General features: G+C 60.9%; 23 protein-coding genes. 12 read left to right on the top strand and 11 right to left on the bottom strand.

Annotated features, from left to right (window positions below):
* Window positions 1-825 carry a TrmH family RNA methyltransferase gene (locus AMK05_RS17555; protein ID WP_064840430.1) on the top strand — a complete coding sequence of 275 codons (825 nt, stop codon included), beginning with the start codon at window positions 1-3 and terminating at the stop codon, window positions 823-825.
* A gap of 75 nt (window positions 826-900) precedes the next feature.
* Here AMK05_RS17555 and AMK05_RS17550 read toward each other — a convergent pair whose 3' ends face one another.
* Both AMK05_RS17550 and AMK05_RS17545 read right to left on the bottom strand, forming a co-directional pair.
* Window positions 901-2061: a hypothetical protein gene (locus AMK05_RS17550; RefSeq protein WP_064840429.1), complete on the bottom strand. Its 1161-nt coding sequence runs from the start codon at window positions 2059-2061 to the stop codon at window positions 901-903.
* A 117-nt stretch (window positions 2062-2178) separates the two neighbouring features.
* Window positions 2179-2766: a DUF1134 domain-containing protein gene (locus tag AMK05_RS17545; RefSeq protein WP_064840428.1), complete on the bottom strand. Its 588-nt coding sequence runs from the start codon at window positions 2764-2766 to the stop codon at window positions 2179-2181.
* A 194-nt stretch (window positions 2767-2960) separates the two neighbouring features.
* Here AMK05_RS17545 and chpT point away from each other — a divergent pair, with 194 nt between their 5' ends.
* Complete coding sequence (gene chpT / locus AMK05_RS17540; protein WP_064841427.1) at window positions 2961-3608, top strand: histidine phosphotransferase ChpT; 648 nt, start codon at window positions 2961-2963, stop codon at window positions 3606-3608.
* 120 nt (window positions 3609-3728) lie between these two features.
* Window positions 3729-4091, top strand: coding sequence for a response regulator (locus AMK05_RS17535; protein ID WP_003566026.1), 363 nt, complete (start codon window positions 3729-3731; stop codon window positions 4089-4091).
* Window positions 4092-4292: 201 nt separating this feature from the next.
* Here the strand turns inward: AMK05_RS17535 and ctrA are convergent, their stop codons facing one another.
* On the bottom strand, window positions 4293-4994 hold the full coding sequence (ctrA, locus tag AMK05_RS17530; RefSeq protein WP_003542362.1) for a response regulator transcription factor CtrA: 702 nt from the start codon (window positions 4992-4994) through the stop codon (window positions 4293-4295).
* 435 nt (window positions 4995-5429) lie between these two features.
* Here ctrA and AMK05_RS17525 point away from each other — a divergent pair, with 435 nt between their 5' ends.
* On the top strand, window positions 5430-5780 hold the full coding sequence (locus AMK05_RS17525) for a hypothetical protein (protein WP_003566024.1): 351 nt from the start codon (window positions 5430-5432) through the stop codon (window positions 5778-5780).
* 142 nt (window positions 5781-5922) lie between these two features.
* On the opposite strand, the gene AMK05_RS17520 is transcribed toward AMK05_RS17525, so the two are convergent.
* Window positions 5923-6201 carry a GNAT family N-acetyltransferase gene (locus tag AMK05_RS17520; RefSeq protein ID WP_064840427.1) on the bottom strand — a complete coding sequence of 93 codons (279 nt, stop codon included), beginning with the start codon at window positions 6199-6201 and terminating at the stop codon, window positions 5923-5925.
* Window positions 6202-6341: 140 nt separating this feature from the next.
* On the opposite strand from AMK05_RS17520, the gene AMK05_RS17515 reads away from it, so the two are divergent.
* Window positions 6342-6809, top strand: a complete 468-nt coding sequence (locus AMK05_RS17515) for a paraquat-inducible protein A (protein ID WP_064840426.1) — start codon at window positions 6342-6344, stop codon at window positions 6807-6809.
* Between the two features lie 20 nt (window positions 6810-6829).
* Here the strand turns inward: AMK05_RS17515 and sciP are convergent, their stop codons facing one another.
* From sciP to cysQ, 5 genes are all read right to left on the bottom strand, one after another.
* Window positions 6830-7105 carry a CtrA inhibitor SciP gene (gene sciP / locus AMK05_RS17510; RefSeq protein ID WP_007533628.1) on the bottom strand — a complete coding sequence of 92 codons (276 nt, stop codon included), beginning with the start codon at window positions 7103-7105 and terminating at the stop codon, window positions 6830-6832.
* Between the two features lie 93 nt (window positions 7106-7198).
* Window positions 7199-7678, bottom strand: coding sequence for a hypothetical protein (locus AMK05_RS17505; RefSeq protein WP_064840425.1), 480 nt, complete (start codon window positions 7676-7678; stop codon window positions 7199-7201).
* A 43-nt stretch (window positions 7679-7721) separates the two neighbouring features.
* Window positions 7722-8123 (bottom strand): hypothetical protein, encoded by a 402-nt coding sequence (locus AMK05_RS34650; RefSeq protein ID WP_145924768.1) that lies wholly within the window; start codon window positions 8121-8123, stop codon window positions 7722-7724.
* Window positions 8124-8143: 20 nt separating this feature from the next.
* Window positions 8144-8869 carry a sugar transferase gene (locus AMK05_RS17500; RefSeq protein ID WP_064840424.1) on the bottom strand — a complete coding sequence of 242 codons (726 nt, stop codon included), beginning with the start codon at window positions 8867-8869 and terminating at the stop codon, window positions 8144-8146.
* A 530-nt stretch (window positions 8870-9399) separates the two neighbouring features.
* Window positions 9400-10197: a 3'(2'),5'-bisphosphate nucleotidase CysQ gene (gene cysQ, locus AMK05_RS17495; protein WP_064840423.1), complete on the bottom strand. Its 798-nt coding sequence runs from the start codon at window positions 10195-10197 to the stop codon at window positions 9400-9402.
* Between the two features lie 537 nt (window positions 10198-10734).
* Here cysQ and AMK05_RS17490 point away from each other — a divergent pair.
* The 6 genes from AMK05_RS17490 to AMK05_RS17465 all read left to right on the top strand — a co-directional run bounded on the left by AMK05_RS17490 (window position 10735) and on the right by AMK05_RS17465 (window position 16266).
* The gene (locus AMK05_RS17490; RefSeq protein WP_064840422.1) at window positions 10735-11637 is read left to right on the top strand and encodes a branched-chain amino acid ABC transporter permease; all 903 of its coding nucleotides are present in this window, start codon (window positions 10735-10737) and stop codon (window positions 11635-11637) included.
* Between the two features lie 4 nt (window positions 11638-11641).
* Window positions 11642-13033 carry a high-affinity branched-chain amino acid ABC transporter permease LivM gene (livM, locus tag AMK05_RS17485; RefSeq protein WP_064840421.1) on the top strand — a complete coding sequence of 464 codons (1392 nt, stop codon included), beginning with the start codon at window positions 11642-11644 and terminating at the stop codon, window positions 13031-13033.
* Window positions 13033-13908, top strand: a complete 876-nt coding sequence (locus AMK05_RS17480) for an ABC transporter ATP-binding protein (RefSeq protein WP_064840420.1) — start codon at window positions 13033-13035, stop codon at window positions 13906-13908. Before livM ends, AMK05_RS17480 begins: the two co-directional genes overlap by 1 nt.
* Window positions 13908-14651, top strand: coding sequence for an ABC transporter ATP-binding protein (locus AMK05_RS17475; protein WP_171899801.1), 744 nt, complete (start codon window positions 13908-13910; stop codon window positions 14649-14651). Before AMK05_RS17480 ends, AMK05_RS17475 begins: the two co-directional genes overlap by 1 nt.
* Before the next feature lie 19 nt (window positions 14652-14670).
* Window positions 14671-15024 (top strand): DUF6867 family protein, encoded by a 354-nt coding sequence (locus tag AMK05_RS17470; protein ID WP_064840419.1) that lies wholly within the window; start codon window positions 14671-14673, stop codon window positions 15022-15024.
* A gap of 120 nt (window positions 15025-15144) precedes the next feature.
* Window positions 15145-16266, top strand: a complete 1122-nt coding sequence (locus tag AMK05_RS17465) for a branched-chain amino acid ABC transporter substrate-binding protein (RefSeq protein ID WP_064840418.1) — start codon at window positions 15145-15147, stop codon at window positions 16264-16266.
* A 131-nt stretch (window positions 16267-16397) separates the two neighbouring features.
* On the opposite strand, the gene AMK05_RS17460 is transcribed toward AMK05_RS17465, so the two are convergent.
* A complete protein-coding gene (locus tag AMK05_RS17460; protein WP_064840417.1) occupies window positions 16398-17315 on the bottom strand; it encodes a response regulator transcription factor in 918 nt (305 codons plus the stop codon).
* On the bottom strand, window positions 17308-20694 hold the full coding sequence (locus AMK05_RS17455) for a hybrid sensor histidine kinase/response regulator (RefSeq protein ID WP_064840416.1): 3387 nt from the start codon (window positions 20692-20694) through the stop codon (window positions 17308-17310). The genes AMK05_RS17460 and AMK05_RS17455 overlap by 8 nt, the downstream gene beginning before the upstream one ends.
* Before the next feature lie 177 nt (window positions 20695-20871).
* Here AMK05_RS17455 and AMK05_RS17450 point away from each other — a divergent pair, with 177 nt between their 5' ends.
* Complete coding sequence (locus tag AMK05_RS17450) at window positions 20872-22776, top strand: acid phosphatase (RefSeq protein WP_064840415.1); 1905 nt, start codon at window positions 20872-20874, stop codon at window positions 22774-22776.
* The last annotated feature ends 157 nt before the right edge of the window (window positions 22777-22933 follow it).

The raw sequence follows: 22933 nt of genomic DNA, 5'->3' as shown, positions 1-22933 counted from the left end.
ATGGCCGCCGTCCCGATCGCCATCGACAGCGCCGACGATCCGCGCATCGCCGAATTCCGTAGTATCCGCGAGCGCGATCTGACGGGCCGGGAAAACCGCTTCATCGCCGAAGGCACCGTCGTGCTGCGCATGCTCGCCGAGGCGCATGCGGCAGGCCGCGGCTTCTTTGCCGAGAAGATCCTGCTGCTGCGCAATCGCGTCGACGGCGTGCTGGCGATCCTCGAGCGGTTGCCGGCCGATGTGCCGGTCTATGTCGCCGAGGCCGGTGTGCTGGATGGTGTCGTCGGCTTTCACATGCATCGCGGCGTTCTGGCGCTCGGCCGGCGGGAGGATCGCGCGGAGGCTGCCCTTCTCGACGCGCTGCCGGAACGGGCGCTGGTGCTCGTCGGCTGCGGCATTTCCAATCATGACAATGCCGGCTCGATGTTCCGCAATGCGGCCGCCTTCCGGGCGGATGCGGTGCTCTTCGACGAAACCTGCTGTGACCCGCTCTATCGCAAGGCGCTGCGTGTCTCGGTCGGTTCGGTGCTGAGCGTTCCGCACCGGCGTGGCGGCAAGGCACTGGATGTCCTGCTTTCGCTGGCCGAACGCGGCTTTGCCATCTGGACGCTTTCGCCGCACGGCACGACCGATATCCGCGCCATTCCGGCCTCGCCACGTATGGCGCTTGTCGTCGGCACGGAAGGGGAGGGATTGCCGGAGGAGCTGCTGGCGCGCTTTCAGAGTGCGCGCATCCCGCAGTCGGAGGAACTCGACAGTCTCAATGCCGCGACGGCAACGGGGATCGGGCTGTTTTCCATGGCGTCGGCGATGGGGCGGATCTAGGGTCCGGGAACTGCCGCACACTTCCCGGCGACATGCGCTAAATGGCACACGTCAATGACGGAGCGCCGTGTCTTTTCAGACACGCGGCGGATCGGCGATAATCGCTGCTGCTCTGTCGGCAAGGCTCACGCGATCGTTCTGGTTCTTTTCCACACCATCGAGAAGCGTGCGGATCGGCGAGGAGGGACCCTCGTTGAGTGCGGTCAGCGCCACCATGTTGGCGGCGATCGAGGCGATCTCCTCGCGGATCGCGTCATCGCGGCCGGTTGCCGCCTTTGCCTTCTGGAGGCGCTCGGCAAGGGCGGCGCTGCGCTGGCGGACATCCTCGCCGATCCCAGACATGACAATGGCGGGGTCGAGCGTGGATGTCGTCGTGTCTTCGGCCGACGGTTCCGCCGACAAGTCCGCGACTGTCCCGGCAAGGCCTGCGTCGCGGAGCACGCGGTTAACCTTGCGGATCTCGGCATTGGCGGCCTTCAACTGCTCCTTCAACTTGGCAATCTCCTGCTGGCGGCGAGCGACCAGGGTTTCCTTTTCGGCGGCGGAAGCGCTGTCGCGGGCGGCCTTGTCCTCCAGGCGGATGACCATGTGCTGCTGCTGCGTCAGTTTCTGTTCGGCATCCTTGGCGCGCTTCTGCAGCAGGTTGACGTCCTGGCGCAACGTGTCTCGTTCGTCGCGCAGCGCGTTGGCGCGGAATTTCAGGCTCTCCGCCTCGGTTTCGCGTGCGGCCAGATCGATCCGCAGCCCGTCGGTCTGTTCACCGAGCTTGCTCAGCCGCGTCCGCATCGTCGCCAGTTCGCTCTCTTTGTTGGCGGCGGATTGCTCGGCAATATGCAGATTGGTCTTCAACTGGCTGATATAATTCTCGTCCTTGCGCAGATGCGAGCGCTGCTCGGCGGCCTCGACATGCATTTCGCCGATCTGAGCCTGCAATTCGCCGATCTCGGCGGCAAGTCTGCCGGCATCGACGGCCAGCGCGTCGTGGCGAAGCTGGAGCGACAGGGATTTTTCGCGCTCCCGCAGCAGGTCCTGGGTGGTCCGGGCATTCTCGGCGGCATAGAGGGCGCGCACCATATCCTTCTGGGCGCGAACCTCCTGCGGGCTCAGCGGCATGGTCGCCTTCAGGCGGTTCTCGGTATACCAGACGATACGGCGGTGAACGGCGGGCGAGACCAGAAAGACGAGGAAGGCCGCGGTCAGGAAGCCCAATCCGAACAAGAGAGCATATTCGATCACGGCGCGGCCATCGATAAGAAGGTTGATAAGAGGTCAGCCGCGATGATTAAGCACGCATGACGCATATGGGCAAGGCCGCCGATGCGGACGGCGGCTCTTTCCAGCGGCTTTGCGGCCTCAGAAAGGGTTCCAGGTCGGCGCCTGGGTAATCTTGAGATAGCCGACATTGACACCCAGTCGGGCGCCGACGCCGGTGCGGATCGGCACGACCAGCACGTCATTGTTCTTGAGCAGCGTCATACCGAAGCCGGCGATCACATAGGCCGAGCCGCTGACGCCGCCGAAGCGGGCATAGATGCCGTTGACGGAGGGCAGGTCGTAGACCAGCATCATCACGCGTGAGCCCTGGCCGCCATAGTCGAGGCCGAGCGAAGGGCCCTGCCAATAGAGATTATGTTCGCCGGCGTTCTTGGTGTTCAGCTGGCCTTCGCCGTAGGTCAGGCCGGCGATGAAGGCGCCGCCGCCTTCCTGTCCGAGGATGTAGCCGTTCGGGAGGCCGTATTTCTGGAAGGCACTCTCGACGACTTTGGCAAGTCCGCCGCTGGCGGAGCCGAAGAAGGAGTGGCCGGCATCGACGATTTCCTGCATCGTGTACTGGCCGTTGTCCTGGGCGGAGACAGGTCCGGCGACCATCAGCGAGGAAAAGACGAGGGCCGAAAGCAACCTGCAGAAGCCGATCAATCGGTGCGGAAATCGAGGGCGCATGGTGTCATCCGTTCGTCGTTTGGCTGGAGCGGGCAACCGCTCGCGGCGATTGGTGCATTTTGCGCCGATGATCTTAACAATCGGTTTACCAAATATGGTGTCATTATGGCACCGAGTACGATCGCAAACTTCGCGCAATTTTGATGAAGCATATTCGCGGGCGCGATGAACTTGCCGCCCCTCAGGAGACGATGATGTCCAAGAACCTTAATCTCACCCTGGCCGGCCCGGATCTGGCCGCGCTTCTTTGCAGCCGCGTTTGCCACGATGTCATCTCACCGGTCGGTGCGATCAATAACGGCCTGGAACTCCTGGATGAGGGTGGTGCCGACGCCGATGCGATGGATCTGATCCGCACCAGCGCGCTCAATGCTTCGGTTCGCCTGAAATTCGCACGCCTCGCCTTTGGGGCTTCGGGTTCTGTCGGCGCCTCGATCGACACCGGCGAGGCCGAGCGCGCAGCCAAGGATTTCGCCATCGCCGAGAAGAAGACCGAAGTGATCTGGAACGGGCCGCGCGCTATCGTCGCCAAGAATCGCGTCAAGTTGCTGCTCAACCTCTTCCTCGTTGCCTATTCGGCAATTCCGCGCGGCGGCGTGCTCGAGGTAACGCTTGAGAATCCCGAGTTCGATGCCAGGTTCAAGCTGACGGCCAAAGGCAAGCTGATGCGCCTGCCGCCGAAATTCGTCGAGATATCGACCGGCGCAATCGAGGAAGCGATCGACGCGCATTCGATCCAGCCCTATTACACCGTCCTTCTGGCGCAGGAGTGCGGAATGACGCTTGATCACAGCGCCAGCGCCGAAGAACTGGTGTTCACGGCGGTGGCCGCAGCGGCCTGATTTCGCACGGGGACGGGTGTCCGTGCCCGTCCGGTAACGATTCCTTAGCCTGATGGACCTATTCTCCAGGGTTGTAAGAGGCCTCTCGCTGCGACGAATGCGAGGGGCAAAGGAGCGCCCATGCAAAGGTTCATGATCACCGATAATTCGGATATCGTCCGCAAGGTCGGCAAGCGCATTCTCTCCGAACTCGATTTTCTCGTCAGCGAGGCCTCCAACGCCGGCGAGGCGCTACAGCGCTGCCAGACGGAGCTGCCGGAATATCTGATCGTCGATTCCGGCATGGAAGGCGCCCTCGACCTCATCGCCGCCATCCGCGCCATGGACGGTGGCAAGGAAGTCAAGATCTATTACTGCGTCGTCGAGGCAGATCTGAAGAAGCTGATGGCGGGCAAACGGGCCGGCGCCACCGACTTCCTGCTGAAGCCGTTCGACCGCAAGATTCTGACCGCCGTCTTTGGAAACCGCGCGATCGCCGCCTGACGGCAAGTCTCTTCCTCTGCAGCGTGATGCCGAACGTGCAAGCACGTTCGGCCGCCGACACTCCGTTTCCCTGATCGAGACGTTATAGTGCTGATCCAGCCTCAGACCCTCGTTATCGGGCGGCTTTTCATTGGCAGGCAGAAACGAAAAATCCCGCCGGAAGGGCGGGATCTTCGTTATCCGATAAGGGGGATCGGAAAATCAGGCGGTTTCGGCGTATTCGGCACCATCCGGCTCGCGCAGAACGTAGCCGCGGCCCCAGACGGTTTCAATGTAGTTGGCGCCGCCGGCAGCGTTGGCAAGCTTCTTGCGGAGCTTGCAGATGAAGACGTCGATGATCTTCAGTTCCGGCTCGTCCATGCCGCCGTAAAGGTGGTTCAGGAACATTTCCTTGGTGAGCGTGGTGCCCTTGCGGAGCGAAAGCAGCTCCAGCATCTGGTATTCCTTGCCCGTCAGGTGGACCCGCTGGCCGCCGACTTCGACAGTCTTGGCATCGAGGTTGACGATCAGTTCGCCGGTCATGATGACCGACTGGGCGTGGCCCTTGGAGCGGCGGACGATGGCGTGGATGCGGGCGACGAGCTCGTCCTTGTGGAAGGGCTTGGTCATGTAGTCGTCGGCGCCGAAGCCGAGGCCACGAACCTTGTCTTCGATGCCGGCCATGCCCGACAGAATGAGAATCGGTGTCTTGACCTTGGACAGCCGGAGCGTGCGAAGCACTTCATATCCGGACATGTCGGGCAGGTTCAGATCGAGAAGGATGATATCATAATCATACAGCTTGCCCAGATCGACGCCTTCTTCACCGAGATCGGTGGTATAAACATTAAAACTTTCTGATTTCAGCATCAACTCGATGCTCTGCGCCGTAGCGCTATCATCCTCGATGAGAAGTACCCGCATAATTATCCCCTTTACCGCCGCCGAAAGGTGGTCTGGCCCCCTACACGATACCGAACACGCTACGTGATTTGGAAGCTGCCACGAAATGGTTAACAAATTCTAATTCACTCTGGCAAGGAGTATCGAATTTATTAAATATTTTTTCCATTTCTCTGTTTTCCAATAGGAATCTCAAATGGCACTTCTCATCTCCTACATTAGGAAAAAGCGCTAAGTGATTCATCCGACTCGCCAATGAAAAGGTTCGAATTTCATGCCTCGGCATTTACCGACCCTTAAATCATCGGGCCTATCATTAACGATGCCCGTAAACGAAAGGTTACCAGCGGTAGGTATTTGTTAATATCGCAGGAAATTTTTTAGCAAACCGTGTCAAAGCGGCGCGCAGGGCGGTTTCAAGTTGAGCCGGGGTCTCGCATCACGGGAGTAATGCGTATGAAGTCGCGAGAGAGTCTCGTTCGCCTGAAAGAGTTCCAGGTGAACGAAAAACGACGTCAATTGCAGCAATTGCAGATGATGATGTCCGAATTCGAACGGATGACGAAGGATCTGGAGAGCCAGATCGTCGTCGAGGAAAAGAAGTCCGGTATCTCAGATCCGAATCACTTTGCGTATCCGACCTTCGCCAAGGCCGCGCGTCAGCGGGCCGACAACCTGCAGGTTTCGATCAAGGAACTGAAGATGCAGGAAGAGTCGCTGGAAATGGCGCTCGAGGAAATGCAGGCGGAATATGCAAGGGCGACGGCGCTGGAAGAACGGGACACCAGCGCCCGAGCAAGGGCGTAAACAACGGCGGGCGCCGGCTGCGGCGCCCTGGGATCGCCACTGAGAAGCCATGTATGACGGGCGCGCTGTCCGTCATACATGGCTTTTGGTGTTTTCGCCGTCTGGCGTGCCGTCTGCCTAGAGCCGCCGCATCAGGCCGGAATCAATTCACCACATCCCGCCATTCCGGATGGCGCTGTGCCTGCGCCTTGAAGAAGGGGCACAGCGGGATGATTTTCCAGCCGCCGGCGCGGGCCGCTTCCACTGCATAGAGCGCCAATGCCTGGCCGACGCCCTTGCCGCGCAGCGCATCGGGAACGGCCGTGTGGTCGATGATGACGAGTGTCGACGATGTGCGCGAATAAGTCATCTCGGCTTCGTGTCCTTCGACCGCGGCCGCATAACGGCCGCCGGAGGGGCCTTCCTCGTTTCGAATGTCCATTGTCTTTCCTCGTAGCCAGATGGAGATATTGTCGCAGTCGACGGTGACACGGCGACGCGATCGTGCCAAGCCGGCGAGGCCATTGCTGGAGGAGACGGAGTGTTCATGAAAACTGTCGGGTCGGCGCGAGGTTCGGGTCTATGAGCGCGCTTTCGATGATCCGCCCCGTTCTGCTCGTTGCCGCGCCATTCCTGCTGGCGCTCGGCCTCATCCTGCCGCTGGTGCGATTCGAGACGCTGTATTTCTTCGATCAGACCCCGTCGCTCATCGAAATCGTCGTCTCGCTCTGGCAGGGCGGGGATGGGCTGCTGGCGGCGATCGTCGCATTGGTCTCGATCGTGCTTCCGTTTCTGAAGATGGTTGGGATCTCCGCGGAAGCGGCGGGTGCCGGCGGCGGGGCCGGCAGCCTATTTTATCGTCGCGTCGTGCCGCATCTGTCCAAGTGGTCAATGATGGACGTGCTGCTGGTCGCGATCGTCATTGCGGCGGCGAAGACAACGGGGCTGGCGGATGCCTTCACGCAGCCGGGTCTCTGGTGCTACGCGGCCTCGTCAATGATTTCGGGCCTTCTTCATTCCCTTACGGGAGATGCGTCCGGCCCGAAATAAATCTCGATTATGGCGTGCGATCAGTGACGATATTGCTGGATGCGCGTCGTGCGCAGGCCGGCGAGACCGTGGCTGTTGATCGACGATTGCCAGGAGAGGAACTCTTCGACCGTGAGCGTGTAACGCTCGCAGGCCTCTTCCAAGCTCAACAGGCCACCGCGGACAGCCGCGACAACCTCTGCCTTCCGCCGGATCACCCAACGCCGCGTATTGGGCGGCGGAAGATCCGCGATCGTCAGGGGGCTGCCATCGGGGCCGATGACATATTTCACTCGGGGACGTATCATTTCGGTCATTGGACTCTCTACACAACGCAAGACCACGGACGCCACTCTAGCCTGCCACATTTAAAAATTGCCTAAGCTCATCGTAAGACTTTGATAACAAATTTAGATGCCCCACGGGACCGGCGCTCTGAGACGGCCATCTGATACCCCGTCAACTTGCGGCCCTCTGCAATGAGGCTCCTCGCGGAGTATATATGGCTGATTTCCCAGGATGAGCTTTGTGGTGCTTGGCATAGAGATGAGCGCCAGACATCTCCGTTCTTCCCGCTGGATCAGAGCCGGCTCGTGCTTTTGATGCTTGGTGTCCCTGGGATGTGGGGCAAAAGCCACGTCTGCCGATGCTTCGGCATGGAGCCTCTCGCTGCCGGCAGCGAGGTCCTCAGGAAGCGGACTATACGTCGCATGAGGATGAAAAAATCCGAACATGCGCGCGGCGATTGCATTGATGATACTGGATTTTTTGCCTTCGCGGCCCCATCGCTCCGGGATCGCGTCGAAGGCGGCAAGGAACGGCCCGGCGAGAGCGCAAAGTTTGCCGGCTTCGATTTTATTTGCTCCCGGCTTCCCTTGAAGGCGGTTCATCGGCAGCTTGCCGGAAAGCCTCGGCTTTTCCGGGGCCGCCGATTTAATGTTGTTCCAGCCGATTGATGACCGTGAGGAAGCGGACGATCGGGCGGGTCTTCAGTGAGGCATCTTTGCGGGCGGCAGCGGCAAAATAAACCGCCGCTTTACCCGGCTTTTCAGGTGCATGCGCTGAAGAATTTTTCGTCAGCGCGCTCCCACGACGCTGATCTGAAACAATACACCTTCGTCTTCTCCGACGGGTGTTTGTGCCCGCAGGGACGCAGGCGATGGCGCACGGCGTGAAATCGCATGCGGCGCGCAAGGCGGTAATGAGATCGCGATTATTCTCGGTCTCGTCGCATATGGGTTGGGAATTGTCCAAAGCGCGCGATGCGCTGGCTCGATGCGCTGAGCCGCAGGAGGCGGCCGGCAGAGCACTCGGGTACCGGTTGCCCTGAGGCATCCGGTCCCTTCTCACAAATCTTAGAAGCCTTTTCCGCGGGTCAGTTCCGACACGACGGTACCGGCGATGATGCGGATATCCATCACGATCGAGAAGTTGGCGACGTAATAGAGATCGCTGACGATGCGGGCACGCGCCTTGGCCGGACGATCGGTCGGGCCGCGCAGGCCGCGCATCTGAGCAAGACCCGTCATGCCGGGGCGCATGGCGTGGCGCTGATGGTATTCCGGGACGAGCTCTTCGTAGAGCATGCCGCCGGCGCGCATGCCGATCGCATGGCAGCGGGGGCCGACGACCGACATGTGACCCATCAGTACGTTCAGCAGCTGCGGCAGCTCGTCGACGTTCGTGCGGCGCAGGATGGCGCCGACCCGAGTGATGCGCGGATCGTTCTTCACCGTCTGGGCAACACCGGAGACATCGCAGAGATCGGTGCGCATCGAGCGGAACTTATAGACCTTGATGGCCTTGCAGTTCTTGCCCCAGCGGGTCTGCTTGAAGAGCACCGGTCCCGGGCTGTCGAGCTTGATCAGCAAGGCGACGAACAGAAGGAAAGGGGCAAGGACGAGGAGGGCGCTCAACGACGAAACGATGTCGAACGCCCGCTTCAGGACAAGATCCATCCACGGCGCCTGCGGCGCATCGCTATGGATCACAGGGGTCTGGATCTTCAGGCTCGGCTGCTGGCGGCGGCTCGGCCGGAAGGACTCAGTCGAAATGCTGTTGTTTAGTTCCGTGATGCTCAAGGATCGTACTCTGTTGTCTTCGAGGGGCGCGGCGGCAATAGGCGATCAATGGTTTTACCCTGTCACCAGGGCTGCACTCAGGTCTTGGTAACCCTACTAAAACGGAAAAATGCGACAATTGTGTAATGGTGTCCAGAGAAATATCGCATCGCAATAAATCTTTCGCATCTGCGTTAAGTTGAGGCAAGCTCATGATATTTCGTTAATAATTGGAATTTCGTCAAGGTTTCTAGGCCTTTGGCGAGGGCTTTCGGGGGTCGTTCGGCGTGTTGTTTCGGCACGCGACTGTCGGTCGTCGAGGCGTATTTTTAACCAATCGCGCCGCGAAATTTTTTTTGCCGGGATGCGCGGTCGTTCCCAAACTGTGTCAGAATATGACAAAATCAAGGCGGGAAGCGGCACCGGAAAAGTGAAAAACGGGTTTCAGGCGGAGAATCAGCCAATCGGGCCGGCCGTTTGCGAATCACTCTCGGGCTGCCTGCCCGGACCTAGTCGCGCATAGCTGTAAGTTCAGGGATTGGTGCGGGTGGTTACGCCGGTTCGAGGACGCGTCTCGTGCCGCCCCAGGAGATGAAGTTCGGGTTGGCGAAGTCAAAATCGGCTGCGGCGCCCGTCTTGCCGTAGGTCAGCGGCGCTCCGTCGAGCGTCACCGTCGAACCGCCGGCGGCGCGCAGCACCGCATCGCCGGCCGCCGTGTCCCATTCCATCGTGCGGGTGAAGCGCGGATAGACGTCGGCCTTGCCTTCGGCCAGCAGACAGAATTTCAGCGAGGAGCCGATATTGGTGCATTTGGAGATGGCGTGGTGGGCGAGGAAGCTTCCGGTCTCCGGGCTGTTGTGACGAAGGCTGGCGAGTGCCAGCCTGTCGTCCGGCTGTTCGCGCACGGTGATCGCACTGCGCGCACCGACGGTGAAGTCATCGGTGACGACGAGCCTTTCGGCGCGGCCGCGTTCGCCCGAGAAGGCAAGCCCGAGTGCGGGGGCGTAGACGATGCCGGCCACCGGGGCGCCGTTCTCTATATATGCGATGTTGACGGTGAATTCCTGCCGTCCATCGACGAATTCTCGCGTGCCGTCGAGAGGATCGACCAGGAAGAAGCCGCGGCCGGCGATGTCGGGCACTTTTCCGGCGGCGACCGATTCTTCGGCCACGACGGGTATTTCGGGATAATCTCCGGCGAGATGAGCGAGGATGATGCGTTCGGCCTCCTCGTCCGCGACCGTGACCGGACTTGCATCCGCTTTCATGGCGACCGGGAAACCTTGGCGCAGGACCGTGATAATGGCCTTGCCGGCTTCGAGCGCCGCCCGTTCAAATGTCCTCAGCATTGTCCTTTTGCCGTTCGCCACGCGGGCCGAGCACCCCACTGTTGCTCGTCCGCAAACCATCCCTGTCACCACACACTCGATATGGTGTTTTCCATCGCGCTCTGCAGCCCCTAATGCAGTTCCACGAAGCTACCATAAGTTTTCAGAGTTGTCAGACGAAGACGGGGCATGTGCTCGTGAAATGCTATTCGCAAAAATCGCAGGCTTGGGGTCTGAATTTGCGCCATCTTCCAATCCTATGGAATAGCTTGCGCCACAAGCGACATAGGGAAATCGCCGACGACATCTCCGAACCGTTAACTCGGTGGCAGTTTCTGACTAAAAACAGGCGGTTCTTTGCCGATTTTCTGTGGATTTTGGTTCAAAATGCGCCACATAGGCCTGTTCTGACAAGAATTTGTCGGAGTAAATCCTTTTTGTCTTCACATTTCCACCGAAACCGGTATGCATTCGGCCTATGAGGTTCTCTGAAACGGGGAACCGAAGAACCAAAAAGAGATGCAGCCTGTTCGGTTCGCATCCAGGGGAAAACGACATATGGAGTATTTCGTCCAGCAGCTCTTCAATGGGCTGACGCTCGGATCCATCTATGGCCTTGTGGCTATTGGCTATACGATGGTTTACGGCATTATCGGCATGATCAATTTCGCCCATGGCGATATCTTCATGCTCGGCGGTTTCGCCGCTCTTATCGTCTTTCTCGTTCTCACATCCATCTTCGCAGGTCTCCCGGTGGCAATTCTGCTGCTGGCGATGCTTGTCGTTGCGATGCTGATGACGAGTTTGTGGAATTGGACGATCGAGCGCGTCGCATATCGTCCGCTGCGCGGTTCCTTCCGCCTGGCGCCGCTGATCACGGCGATCGGCATGTCGATCACGCTGTCCAACTTCATCCAGGTAACGCAGGGTCCGCGCAACAAGCCGATCCCGCCGATGGTGAGCACGGTCTATCAGTTCGGCAACATCTCGGTGTCGCTGAAGCAGATCATCATCATCGTGATCACGGCGGTGCTGTTGACGATCTTCTGGTACATCGTCAATCATACCGCACTTGGCCGCGCCCAGCGCGCCACGGAGCAGGACCGCAAGATGGCGGCGCTGCTCGGCGTCAATGTCGATCAGACGATTTCCATCACCTTCGTCATGGGTGCGGCGCTGGCTGCCGTCGCCGGCACGATGTATCTGATGTATTATGGCGTCGCTTCGTTCGCCGACGGCTTCACGCCGGGCGTGAAGGCCTTTACCGCAGCCGTTCTCGGCGGCATCGGCTCATTGCCGGGCGCCGTTCTCGGCGGATTGATGATCGGCCTGATCGAATCGCTGTGGTCGGCCTATTTCACCATCGCGTACAAGGATGTCGCGACCTTCGCCATCCTCGCTTTCGTGCTGATCTTCAAGCCGACGGGTATCCTCGGACGGCCGGAAGTCGAGAAGGTATAACGTCATGGCAAACATTGAACATTCTGCAGGCAAGCCCGATGCCGGACTTGTCCGCAAAGGCCTTACCGAAGCCCTTTTCGCCGCTGTCCTTTCGTTCGGCATGTTCGTTCTCTATGTCGGCCTCAAGACCGACCAGAACATCAACAACGAGCTGATCATCGTCCAACGCTGGGGGCTGCTTGCGATTTTCGTCGCGGTCGCCGCGATCGGCCGCTTTGTGATGGTCGTTTTCGTCAAGCCGAATATCGACCGCCGCAAGCTCAACAAGGCGCGCCAGGGCGATCTCGATATTTCGACGGACAAGAGCTTCTTCCATCGGCATTTCCTGAAAATTGCGCTGATTGCACTGCTGCTCTATCCTATAGTGATCGTGGCGCTTGTCGGTGCTCAGGGCTCACTGAAATGGGTCGACAATTTTGGCATCCAGATCCTGATCTACGTGATGCTCGCCTGGGGGCTGAACATCGTCGTCGGCCTCGCCGGCCTGCTCGATCTCGGTTATGTCGCCTTCTACGCGGTCGGCGCCTATTCCTACGCGCTGCTTTCGAGCTATTTCGGCCTGTCCTTCTGGGTGCTGCTGCCGCTTTCCGGCATCTTCGCCGCACTCTGGGGCGTCATCCTCGGCTTCCCGGTGCTGCGCCTGCGCGGCGACTACCTCGCCATCGTGACGCTTGCCTTCGGTGAAATCATCCGTCTCGTCCTCATCAACTGGACAGATGTCACCAAGGGGACGTTCGGTATCTCGAGCATTCCGAAGGCGACGCTCTTCGGCATCCCCTTCGATGCGACGGCCGGCGGCTTTGCCAAGCTCTTCCATCTGCCGATGTCTTCAGCCTATTACAAGATCTTCCTCTTCTATCTCATCCTGATGCTCTGCATGCTGACGGCCTACGTCACCATCCGGCTGCGCCGCATGCCGATCGGGCGAGCCTGGGAAGCGCTGCGCGAAGACGAGATCGCCTGCCGTTCGCTGGGGATCAACACGGTGACGACCAAGCTTACCGCTTTTGCGACGGGCGCCATGTTCGGCGGCTTCGCAGGCTCGTTCTTCGCGGCGCGCCAGGGCTTTGTTTCGCCGGAATCCTTCATCTTCCTGGAATCGGCAGTGGTTCTTGCCATCGTCGTTCTCGGTGGCATGGGCTCGCTGACCGGCATTGCGATCGCTGCGATCGTCATGGTCGGCGGTACCGAAGCGTTGCGCGAAATGGATTTCCTGAAAGCGGTCTTCGGGCCCGATTTCACGCCGGAACTCTACCGTATGCTGCTCTTCGGCCTCGCCATGGTCGTCGTCATGCTGTTCAAGCCGCGCGGTTTCGTGGGCTCACGTCAGCCGACCGCCTTTCTTAAAGAAAGCAAGGCAATATCCGGAAGCTTTACCAAGGAGGGCCACGGTTGATGAGCCCCGTTACCAACACGATGTCCAGCGATACGCTGCTCAAGGTCGAGCACCTGTCGATGAAGTTCGGCGGCCTGATGGCCATCAACGACTTCTCTTTCGAAGCCAAGCGCGGCGACATCACCGCGCTGATCGGGCCGAACGGCGCCGGCAAGACCACCGTCTTCAACTGCATCACCGGCTTCTACAAGCCGACGATGGGGATGATCACGCTCAACCAGAAGAGCGGCAAGCAGTATATGCTGGAGCGTCTGCCGGATTTCCGCATCACCAAGGAAGCCAAGGTGGCGCGCACCTTCCAGAATATCCGGCTGTTCTCCGGCCTGACGGTTCTCGAAAACCTGCTCGTCGCCCAGCACAACAAGCTGATGAAGGCGTCGGGTTATACGATCCTCGGCCTTATCGGTATCGGTCCCTACAAACGGGAGGCGGCCGCATCGATCGAGCTTGCCCGCCATTGGCTCGAGAAGGCCGATCTGATCGACCGCGCCGACGATCCGGCCGGCGACCTGCCCTACGGCGCCCAGCGGCGTCTCGAGATCGCCCGCGCCATGTGCACCGGTCCCGAGCTGCTTTGCCTGGACGAACCGGCCGCCGGCCTGAACCCGCGGGAATCGGCAACTCTCAATGCGCTGCTGCAGAGCATCCGTGCCGAAACCGGAACATCTATCCTGCTCATCGAACATGACATGTCGGTGGTCATGGAAATCTCCGACCACGTCGTCGTGCTCGAATACGGCCAGAAAATTTCCGATGGCACGCCGGATCACGTCAAAAACGATCCGAAGGTCATCGCGGCCTATCTCGGTGTCGAGGATGAAGAAGTGGAAGAGGTGATCGCAACCGTCGAGCAGCTCGAAGGAGGCGCAAACTGATGGGCGATGAAGTAATGACGGGTCAACCGCTCCTTCAGGTGAATGGCGTCGAAACCTATTATGGCAATATCCGTGCGCTGGCCGGCATCGACGTCCATGTCAGCAAGGGCGAGATCGTCAGCCTGATTGGCGCCAACGGCGCCGGCAAGTCGACGCTGATGATGACGATCTGCGGCAGCCCGCAGGCCCGGACCGGCTCGGTCATCTTCGAGGGCCGCGACATCACGCGCATGCCGACCCACGAAATCGCTCGCTTGCGCATCGCGCAGTCGCCCGAGGGACGCCGAATATTCCCGCGCATGACGGTTCTGGAAAACCTCCAGATGGGCGCCGGCCTCGACAATCTCAAATATTTCGCCGAGGACGTCGAGAAGATCTTCGCGCTCTTCCCGCGCCTGAAGGAACGCCACGCCCAGCGCGGCGGCACGCTTTCGGGTGGCGAACAACAGATGCTGTCGATCGGCCGCGCGCTGATGGCGCGACCGAAGCTGCTGTTGCTCGACGAACCCTCGCTCGGCCTTGCGCCGCTGATCGTCAAGGGCATCTTCGAGGCGATCCGCAAGCTCAACGAACAGGAAGGTCTCACCGTGTTCCTCGTCGAGCAGAACGCATTCGCTGCGCTGAGGCTTTCGCACCGCGCTTACGTGATGGTGAACGGCAAGGTGACGATGAGCGGCTCCGGCAAGGAACTGCTCGCCAATCCTGAAGTCCGCGCCGCCTATCTCGAAGGCGGAAGACACTAGCTCGAAGGGAGAGTTTGATATGCAGGGACTTTTCTTCGAAAGCGATGTCGGTGTTCGACTTGTCATCCGCGCGATCGTCGTGCTGATCGGCTTCTGGACGGCCTGGCGCGCCGGCAAGGCCGTGGCGGAAGGCTGGAACAACTATCCGCTAGCCGTCGTTTACACCTTCCTGCTCGCCTGGGCCATGCAGTTCCTGCATCACGCCCTGTTCAATGGGCCGATGCTCAGCGCGCTCTACTACAGCATCGATTTCGTGACGCTGCTGGTCTTCTCGACCGCCGGCTTCCGCTTTCGCCGCACCAATCAGATGGTCAACAACTATTACTGGCTGTACGAAAAAACTTCCGCGTTTTCGTGGAAGGACAAACATTGACAGTCCGTTGAAACTAGGCATGAATTGCCTTCAGAGTGGAACAGCTTTCCTGGCGCAGTCAATGGTGGGTAGTGCGCTGGGCCTTGGACCGGAACCCGCCCAAAAATTGGGAGTAACAATATGAAGAAGTCTCTTCTGTCGGCAGTGGCTCTGACGGCGATGGTCGCCTTCAGCGGCAACGCATGGGCCGACGTTCTCATCGCTGTCGCTGGTCCGCTGACTGGCCCGAACGCCGCGTTCGGCGCTCAGCTCCAGAAGGGCGCCGAGCAGGCGGCCGCCGACATCAACGCTGCTGGCGGCATCAACGGCGAGCAGATCAAGCTCGAGCTCGGCGACGACGTCTCCGACCCGAAGCAAGGCATCTCGGTTGCCAACAAATTCGTTGCCGACGGCGTCAAGTTCGTCATCGGCCACTTCAACTCGGGCGTTTCGATCCCGGCTTCGGAAGTTTATGCCGAAAACGGCATTCTCGAAATCACCCCGGCTGCTACGAACCCGAAGTTCACGGAACGGGGTCTCTGGAACACGTTCCGTACCTGCGGCCGTGACGACCAGCAGGGCGCCATCGCCGGCAAGTATCTTGCCGATCACTTCAAGGACGCCAAGATCGCCGTCGTTCACGACAAGACCCCCTACGGTCAGGGTCTTGCCGACGAAACCAAGAAGGCGATGAATGCCGCCGGTCTGACGGAAGTCATGTACGAAGGCATCAACGTCGGCGACAAGGACTTCTCGGCTCTCATCGCGAAGATGAAGGAAGCCGGCGTCTCGATCATCTATTGGGGCGGTCTGCACACCGAAGCCGGTCTCATCATCCGCCAGGCGGCCGACCAGGGCCTGAAGGCAACGCTGGTTTCGGGCGACGGTATCGTTTCGAACGAACTGGCCTCGATCGCTGGCGACGCCGTTGCCGGTACGCTCAACACCTTCGGTCCTGACCCGACGCTGAACCCGGCCAACAAGGAACTCGTCGAAAAGTTCAAGGCCGCCGGTTTCAACCCGGAAGCCTACACGCTCTATTCCTACGCTGCGATGCAGGCGATTGCCGGTGCTGCCAAGGCTGCCGGTTCGGTGGATCCTGAAGCCGTTGCCACGGCCATGAAGGAAAAGGGTCCGTTCCCGACGGTTCTCGGCGACATTTCGTTCGACGAAAAGGGCGACCCGAAGATTCCTGGCTACATCATGTACGAATGGAAGAAGGGCGCGGACGGCAAGTACACCTACGTTCCACAGGGCTCCTAAGCTTAGCTTCCCCATTTGACAGATGAGATTGAAGCCCGGTTCCGACCGGGCTTCTTTGCTTCGCGGACGTTTTAAATTCCGTCCGCCGCGGCGCCGCCAATCTGCTGCCGACGGTTTCCGCCCGATATTACCTACATCTCGTGCAGCACATGCGTCGCCTTCACGGCGGCCGAGGCCCGGTTCTCGACGCCGAGCTTCACGTAGATCTGTTCGAGGTGCTTGTTCACGGTGCGCGCCGACAGTCCGAGTATTTCGCCGATGTCGCGGTTGGCCTTGCCCTTGGCGATCCAGAGCAGCACCTCGGATTCGCGCTGGGTCAGCGAAAAGCGCTGGCGCAGCATCTCGTCGTCGCTGCGCTGATTGGCGGCCGTGAGACGGAAGAGATATTCGTCGGGGCCGATCGCGCCGAGAAAGGCGAGCTGCAGTGCCGCCTGGCCAGCATGGGCGATCGAAATGATGCCGTCGCGCACGGCGGCTGCGCGGTCGCGCATCCAGGTCGCGATATGGCGGACGACGATTTCCATGCCGTCATCGCTGCCCATGGCGGCATTGACCAGTCGCGTCGCCTGCGGCGTCGACCAGTGGATGGCGCCATCGCCTTTCACTGCCAGCAGATGGCGGCCGGCGGCGTCGAGTGCGACCCGGGCGCTCTGCGCCGAGCGGGCGTTGCGCAGGTGCACACGGATGCGGGCGCGCAATTCGTCGATATTAATTGGCTTGGCGAGATAGTCCACTCCGCCGGATTCCAGCGCGTGCACGACATGCTCGGTTTCGGTCAGGCCGGTCATGAAGATGACAGGCACCTGCGCCACCGCCGCATTCGCCTTCAGCCTGCGGCAGGTCTCGAAACCATCCATGGCGGGCATGACGGCGTCGAGCAGGATCAGATCGGGCGTGATGCGCTCGACGATGCCAAGGGCCGCAGTGCCCGATGTGGCGATCAGCACGGAGAAGCCGGATTGTTCGAGCGCGTCGGTCAGGAAGCCCAGCGCTTCGGGCGAGTCGTCGACGAGCAGAACGATGTCGCGGGGGAGGGCCGGCTCAGCCAATGGATTCCACCTTTTCGTCGAAGTCGTGCAGGAAGGTCATGAAGCCGGCGAGATCGAAGGCGGCGACATAGGCGCGAAGTTCATCGGTGAATGGCTGATTTGCCTCCACCTTGGCAAGGTCCGAAAGCTTGGCTTCGATGCCTCTGATATAACCGATCTCGCCGAGCCGCAGCAATTCCTGCACATGGGCAGCACCCGGGCTCAGCGTCGGCGCTTCGGTCTTCACTGGAGTAGCCGGCGCGGCGTCGGCATAGACCCATTTCAGGCCAAGATGCAAAGCCAGCTTGTCGCGCAGCTGGCGGATGTCGACCGGCTTGCCGATCGCATCATTGTGGCTGTCGTCGCTGTCGCCCAGAACGGCGGCATCGCCGATATTGGCCGAAAGCATCAGCATCGGCGCCGTCTGGCCGGCCTCGCGCAGGCGCGAGACCAGCTGCCAGCCGCTCATGCCGGGCATCAGGATATCGACAAGGAAAAGATCCGGCATGATGCCCTCGATCAGCGTCAGGCATTCGCCGCCGCCTGCTGCCGTCAGAACGATGAAATCGAGAGGCGCCAGGATTTCGCGCATCATCTCGCGATGGTCTTCGTTATCGTCGACGACGACCACCGTGCGGCGCGGGCCGTCGTATCCGACGATGCGCTTTTCCTGCGGCGCTGCGGCCACGGCGCGCATGACGGCGGACAGCATGAGGCGGACGCGGAAGGTCGATCCCTCGTCCTTGACGCTCGAAACCGCAATCTCGCCGCCAAGCGTGTTGGTCAGAAGCCGGGTGATGGTGAGGCCGAGGCCGAGGCCCGGCATTGGCCGCACGCTTTCGGCCTCGCCGCGCTGGAAGGGTTCGTAGATACGCGTCAGATCCTTTTCAGCGATGCCGCGGCCGGTATCGGTGACGGTGAAGGTCGCAACCTGGCTGCGATAGGCGACATCGAAGGTGACGCTGCCCTCGTCGGTGAACTTGATGGCATTGGAGAGCAGGTTGACGAGGATCTGGCGTAGCCGCTTTTCGTCGGTGCGGACGAATTGCGGCAAGGCCGGCGCGCGCTGGTGCAGGAAAGCAACGCCCTTCGCCTGCGCCTGCGGGCGGAACATGTCGACGATCTGGTCGAGGAAATCCTGGATGTTGATCTCATTGGAATAGACCTGCAGGCGGCCGGCCTCGATCTTGGAAATATCGAGTAGGCCGTCGATCAGCCCGGAGAGGTGCTCGGCGCTGCGGCGGATGACCTTGATCGAGGATTGGCGCGGCGCCGGGATGGTGTCGTCGCGCTCGAGGATCTGGGCGTAGCCGAGCACGGCATTCAATGGCGTGCGCAACTCGTGGCTGAGGCCGACGACGTAGCGGCTTTTGGCGCGGTTGGCTGCCTCGGCCGTTTCCTTGGCATTCTGCAAGGCGGTGTCGGTCTTCTTGTGGGCGGCGATCTCCTTGAGCAGCAGAGTGTTCTGGCGCGAGGATTCCTCCTCGGCGACGACGCGGCTGTCATGAGCGAGCACATAGAACCAGCAGACGACGCCTGAAATCACCGAGAAGACGAAGAAGACGATGAGGATGGTGCGGTTGACGACCTCGGCCGTTTCGGGTGAGGCGGCGGCGACCTGATGGGCGATCATCGCCAGGATCGCGCCGATCGCGGTTAAGGCCAACGCGACGGCGATGCCGTAGCGGCCGAGGCGCGTCGTCAGCTTGCCCAGAACGGTTTCCGGCAACAGCACCTTGGCGACGGTGCCGACCTGCGCGTTGAAACGGGCGGCCGGCTTGCACATGTCGTGGCAGCGGCTGTCGAGCGAGCAGCAGAGCGAGCAGATCGGTGCGGCATAGGCCGGGCACCAGGCCATATCCTCCGGCTCGAAGGGATGCTCGCAGATGGAGCAGGTGATGCTCGTCAGGTTCTTCCAGCTGTGGCGCGGCTTGCGGGCGAGGTAGAACTTGCCCTTCGTCGCCCAGGCAAGTGCCGGCGAGGCGATCAGCGCGATGACGAGGGTGATATAGGGCGCCAGCGAGGCGGCGGTTGCGCCAAAGGCGCCGAAATGGGCAATCAGCGATACCGTCGCCGACAGCGTCATGGCGCCGAGGCCGACCGGATTGATGTCGTAGAGATGGGCGCGTTTGAACTCGATGCCGGGCGGAGCGAGGCCAAGCGGCTTGTTGATGAAGAGATCGGCGGAGATCGTGCAGAGCCAGGCCATGGCGATGATCGAGAAGATGCCGAGCGTCTCCTCCAGCAGCCGGTAGATGCCGAGTTCCATCAAAAGCAGGGCGATCGCGACGTTGAAGACCAGCCAGATCACGCGGCCGGGATGGCTGTGGGTCAGCCGCGAGAAAAAGTTCGACCAGGCGAGTGAGCCGGCATAGGCATTCATCACGTTGATCTTCAGCTGCGAGACGACGACGAAGGCGGCCATCAACAGTAGTGCGGCATTCTGCCAGGGCACCATATAGCCGAAAGCGGTCAGATACATCTGCGCCGGATCGGCGGCCCGATCGAGTGGCACGCCCGAGGCGAGGGTCAGCACGACGAGGAAGGAACCGGCCAGCAGTTTCGGCGCGCCGATAATGACCCAGCCGGGCCCGGCGAGAAAGACGGCGAGGCGATGGCGCCATTTGCGCTGCGGGTCGGGCGGCAGGAAGCGCAGGAAGTCTGCCTGCTCGCCGATCTGCGACATCAGCGCCAGGATAACGGCGGAGGCGGCGCCGAACTGCACCAGATCGAATTCGGCGATGGTGCCGGGCGGGCCCGAGGCATGGCGAATGCCGGCAAAGGCGCGCCAGAGATCGAACTTTTCCCAATCCATGAAGGCGATGAAAATGAAGGGCAGGATGTTCAGCACGATCCAGAAGGGTTGGGTCATCAGCTGGAATTTGCTGATCAGCCGCACGCCGTGCGTCACCAGCGGGATCACCATGACGGCGCTGAGGATGTAGCCGATCCAGAGCGGAATACCGAGGGTAAGCTCCAGCGCCCCGGACATGATCGAGGCCTCGATCGCAAACAGCATGAAGGTGAAGCTCGCATAGATCAGCGAGGTGATGGTCGAGCCGATATAGCCGAAGCCGGCGCCGCGGGTCAGAAGATCGATGTCGACGCCGTGGCGGATGGCGTAGCGGCTGATCGGCAGGCCGATCGCCAGCATAGCGATCGAAGCGACGATAATAGCATAAAAGGCATTGGTGGTGCCGTAGGAGAGGGTGATGGCGCCGCCGATCGCCTCGAGCGCCAGGAAGGAGATGGCGCCGATCGCTGTCTGGGCGATGCGCTGCGAGGAGAAATGGCGGGCGCTCTTTGCGGTAAAGCGCAGCGCATAATCTTCCAGCGTCTGGTTGGCGACCCAGCGATTATATTCGCGTCTCACCGGAATGATGCGTTGGCGCGCTGCCATGTCTTCCTTCCGGCATTCCGGTTGGCCTATCGTCTCGAAACAGTTTTGGCGGGATGGATGAGAAAGGCAAGGGCGGAGCACTGGCAGATTCACGGAACCGCCATATTTTTGAAGCCGGTCTGTCACACGGGCCGTCTAACTCTCCCGCCGTTCCTTCAACCATTTCAGGTATCACCCATGTCTGTTTCACGCCTTTTCCGCCTGAGCACCGCCCTCGTCTGCCTCGTTTCGATCGTGCCGTCGCTGGCGGGCGCCGAGCAGGCCACAGCGGCGAAAGCGCCCTATGCCGAGACCGGAAACACCAACAAGCGCGGTGACGCCTGCTTCTCGACGGTGGACACCAATGCCGCCGTTCATCTGCTCTCCGGCTTTCTCGAAATCTGGACCCCGCGCACGCCCTTCGTCGATGCGGGCGTGGAAGCCCCGGCCAAGGACAATTGTCCGGCCGTCGCCAAGACGGATTGGGACGGCATTCCCGCCAGCAAGACCGACGGTCAGGTCGTCAACAAGCTCGTCCATGATGCGAACATCGCCTATGTGGTCAAGGCGACGCGGGCGCGGACGGCCGAGCAGGCGGTCGCCGCCTATCTCGACGACCGGCGCGGCAAGAATGCCAGCATCGTCGATGGCCTCGGCCCGCTGACGGCTGCCTGGAAGGCCGGCTCCAAGCAGACGACCACGATCACCGAGGTGGCCGCCGATGCGACGACGGTCAAATATGACGATAAGGGTAACAATCGGGGCGCCGGCAGCAAGCCGGACAAGGAAAATAAGACCGATGCCAATCCGGACATGGGCCTGGCAATCGACTTCATCAACGCCGCAAGCGGTGACGGCTCGACGGAGCCTGCCAAGCGCTATTTCAAATATGGCCGTCCGTATCGCTGGAGCCAGGACGTTTCGGTCGTCCCGACGCTCGAGCCCGCCAAGAGCGGCAAGCCGGTCGAGGATGGCGGCTTCCCAAGCGGGCATACGGCGGAAGCCTGGCGGGATGCGCTCGCCATGGCCTATCTCGTGCCGCAGCGCTTTCAGGAAATGATCACGCGCGCCAGCGAGCTGGGCGAGGATCGCATCCTTGCCGGCATGCATTCTCCGCTAGATGTGATGGGCGGCCGGATGCTCGGCACCGCGACGGTCGTCTACAATCTGAACAAGGCCGACAATACAGCGCTGAAGAACGATGCTTATGCCCAGGCGCAGTCCTGGCTCATTGCCAAATCCGGCGTTGCCGATGCCGGCGCGCTCGAAGTTGCCGCCCATGCGGCGCCGATCGCCGCGGACCGTTTCGCCGATCATGACGCCAATCGTGCTTACGTGCTGCAGCGCCTGAGCTACGGCCTGCCGACGATCCATCCGACCGATCAGCCGGCCCGCGTGCCGCAGGGCGCTGAAGCGCTGCTCGAAACGCGTCTGCCCTATCTCGACGGCGAGCAGCGCCGCGAGGTGCTGAAGACGACGGAGATCGCCTCCGGCTATCCGCTCATCGACGACGCGGAAGGTTATGGCCGCCTCAACCTGTTTGCCGCCGCCGACGGTTACGGCGCCTTCGATCAGGACGTGAGCGTCACGATGGACGCGGCAAAGGGCGGCTTCCATGCGATCGACAGCTGGCGCAACGACATCGGCGGCAAGGGCAAGTTTGTGAAACGCGGCAGCGGCATCCTCGGACTATCAGGCGCCAACAGCTATGCCGGCGGCACCGTACTTGAAGAGGGCGCTCTGGTGGCCGGATCGTCGTCGGCTTTCGGCTCCGGCGGACTGACGGTCGATGGCGGTTCGCTCGTCGTGGCGGCTGACAAGCCTCTGACGGTCGGCGGCGACTACCAGCAATCCGCCAATGCGACGGCGAAACTGGCGCTCGGTGCAAACGGTGCCGGCACGCTGGCGGTCGAGGGCAAAGCAGCGTTGGCCGGCGATCTCGACGTGACGCTTGCCGATGGTTTTGTCCCGGCGGCCGGAACGAAGATCGAGATCCTGAAGGCAGGCAGCCTTTCTGGCACCTTCGGTAAGCTCACCATCTCCGGCCACAAGGCGAGCCTCTCTTACGGCCCGACATCGGTCACCCTGACGATCGACGGATAATTTTCTTCTCGAACCAAGAGGGCATTCCCAACGGTGGGGATGCCCGTTGCTTTCCGTATGTCCGTTTGCCCCCTGCGCCTACGTCATTTTGCGTATGTGTTTTTGCGATGCAGCACCCGATAGTCCCCTCGGCAACAGTTAAATTCCGTTTCCGGCC

This window comes from Rhizobium sp. N324 (assembly GCF_001664485.1).
Lineage (GTDB): Bacteria > Pseudomonadota > Alphaproteobacteria > Rhizobiales > Rhizobiaceae > Rhizobium.
The sequence above is the reverse complement of the archived record's forward strand: the minus strand, read 5'-3'. Positions and strand labels throughout refer to the sequence as shown.

Excerpts from the sequence above, each read along its gene's own strand:
- livM (WP_064840421.1), top strand. The coding sequence starts at position 11,642 with ATGGCAAACATTGAACATTCTGCAGGCAAGCCCGATGCCGGACTTGTC.
- AMK05_RS17465 (WP_064840418.1), top strand. The coding sequence starts at position 15,145 with ATGAAGAAGTCTCTTCTGTCGGCAGTGGCTCTGACGGCGATGGTCGCC.
- AMK05_RS34650 (WP_145924768.1), bottom strand. The coding sequence starts at position 8,123 with ATGCCTCAGGGCAACCGGTACCCGAGTGCTCTGCCGGCCGCCTCCTGC.
- AMK05_RS17450 (WP_064840415.1), top strand. The coding sequence starts at position 20,872 with ATGTCTGTTTCACGCCTTTTCCGCCTGAGCACCGCCCTCGTCTGCCTC.
- AMK05_RS17490 (WP_064840422.1), top strand. The coding sequence starts at position 10,735 with ATGGAGTATTTCGTCCAGCAGCTCTTCAATGGGCTGACGCTCGGATCC.
- AMK05_RS17545 (WP_064840428.1), bottom strand. The coding sequence starts at position 2,766 with ATGCGCCCTCGATTTCCGCACCGATTGATCGGCTTCTGCAGGTTGCTT.
- AMK05_RS17475 (WP_171899801.1), top strand. The coding sequence starts at position 13,908 with ATGGGCGATGAAGTAATGACGGGTCAACCGCTCCTTCAGGTGAATGGC.
- AMK05_RS17480 (WP_064840420.1), top strand. The coding sequence starts at position 13,033 with ATGAGCCCCGTTACCAACACGATGTCCAGCGATACGCTGCTCAAGGTC.
- AMK05_RS17455 (WP_064840416.1), bottom strand. The coding sequence starts at position 20,694 with ATGGCAGCGCGCCAACGCATCATTCCGGTGAGACGCGAATATAATCGC.
- AMK05_RS17555 (WP_064840430.1), top strand. The coding sequence starts at position 1 with ATGGCCGCCGTCCCGATCGCCATCGACAGCGCCGACGATCCGCGCATC.
- sciP (WP_007533628.1), bottom strand. The coding sequence starts at position 7,105 with ATGACCGAAATGATACGTCCCCGAGTGAAATATGTCATCGGCCCCGAT.
- chpT (WP_064841427.1), top strand. The coding sequence starts at position 2,961 with ATGTCCAAGAACCTTAATCTCACCCTGGCCGGCCCGGATCTGGCCGCG.
- AMK05_RS17520 (WP_064840427.1), bottom strand. The coding sequence starts at position 6,201 with ATGGACATTCGAAACGAGGAAGGCCCCTCCGGCGGCCGTTATGCGGCC.
- ctrA (WP_003542362.1), bottom strand. The coding sequence starts at position 4,994 with ATGCGGGTACTTCTCATCGAGGATGATAGCGCTACGGCGCAGAGCATC.
- AMK05_RS17470 (WP_064840419.1), top strand. The coding sequence starts at position 14,671 with ATGCAGGGACTTTTCTTCGAAAGCGATGTCGGTGTTCGACTTGTCATC.
- AMK05_RS17535 (WP_003566026.1), top strand. The coding sequence starts at position 3,729 with ATGCAAAGGTTCATGATCACCGATAATTCGGATATCGTCCGCAAGGTC.
- AMK05_RS17505 (WP_064840425.1), bottom strand. The coding sequence starts at position 7,678 with ATGAACCGCCTTCAAGGGAAGCCGGGAGCAAATAAAATCGAAGCCGGC.
- AMK05_RS17525 (WP_003566024.1), top strand. The coding sequence starts at position 5,430 with ATGAAGTCGCGAGAGAGTCTCGTTCGCCTGAAAGAGTTCCAGGTGAAC.
- AMK05_RS17515 (WP_064840426.1), top strand. The coding sequence starts at position 6,342 with ATGAGCGCGCTTTCGATGATCCGCCCCGTTCTGCTCGTTGCCGCGCCA.
- cysQ (WP_064840423.1), bottom strand. The coding sequence starts at position 10,197 with ATGCTGAGGACATTTGAACGGGCGGCGCTCGAAGCCGGCAAGGCCATT.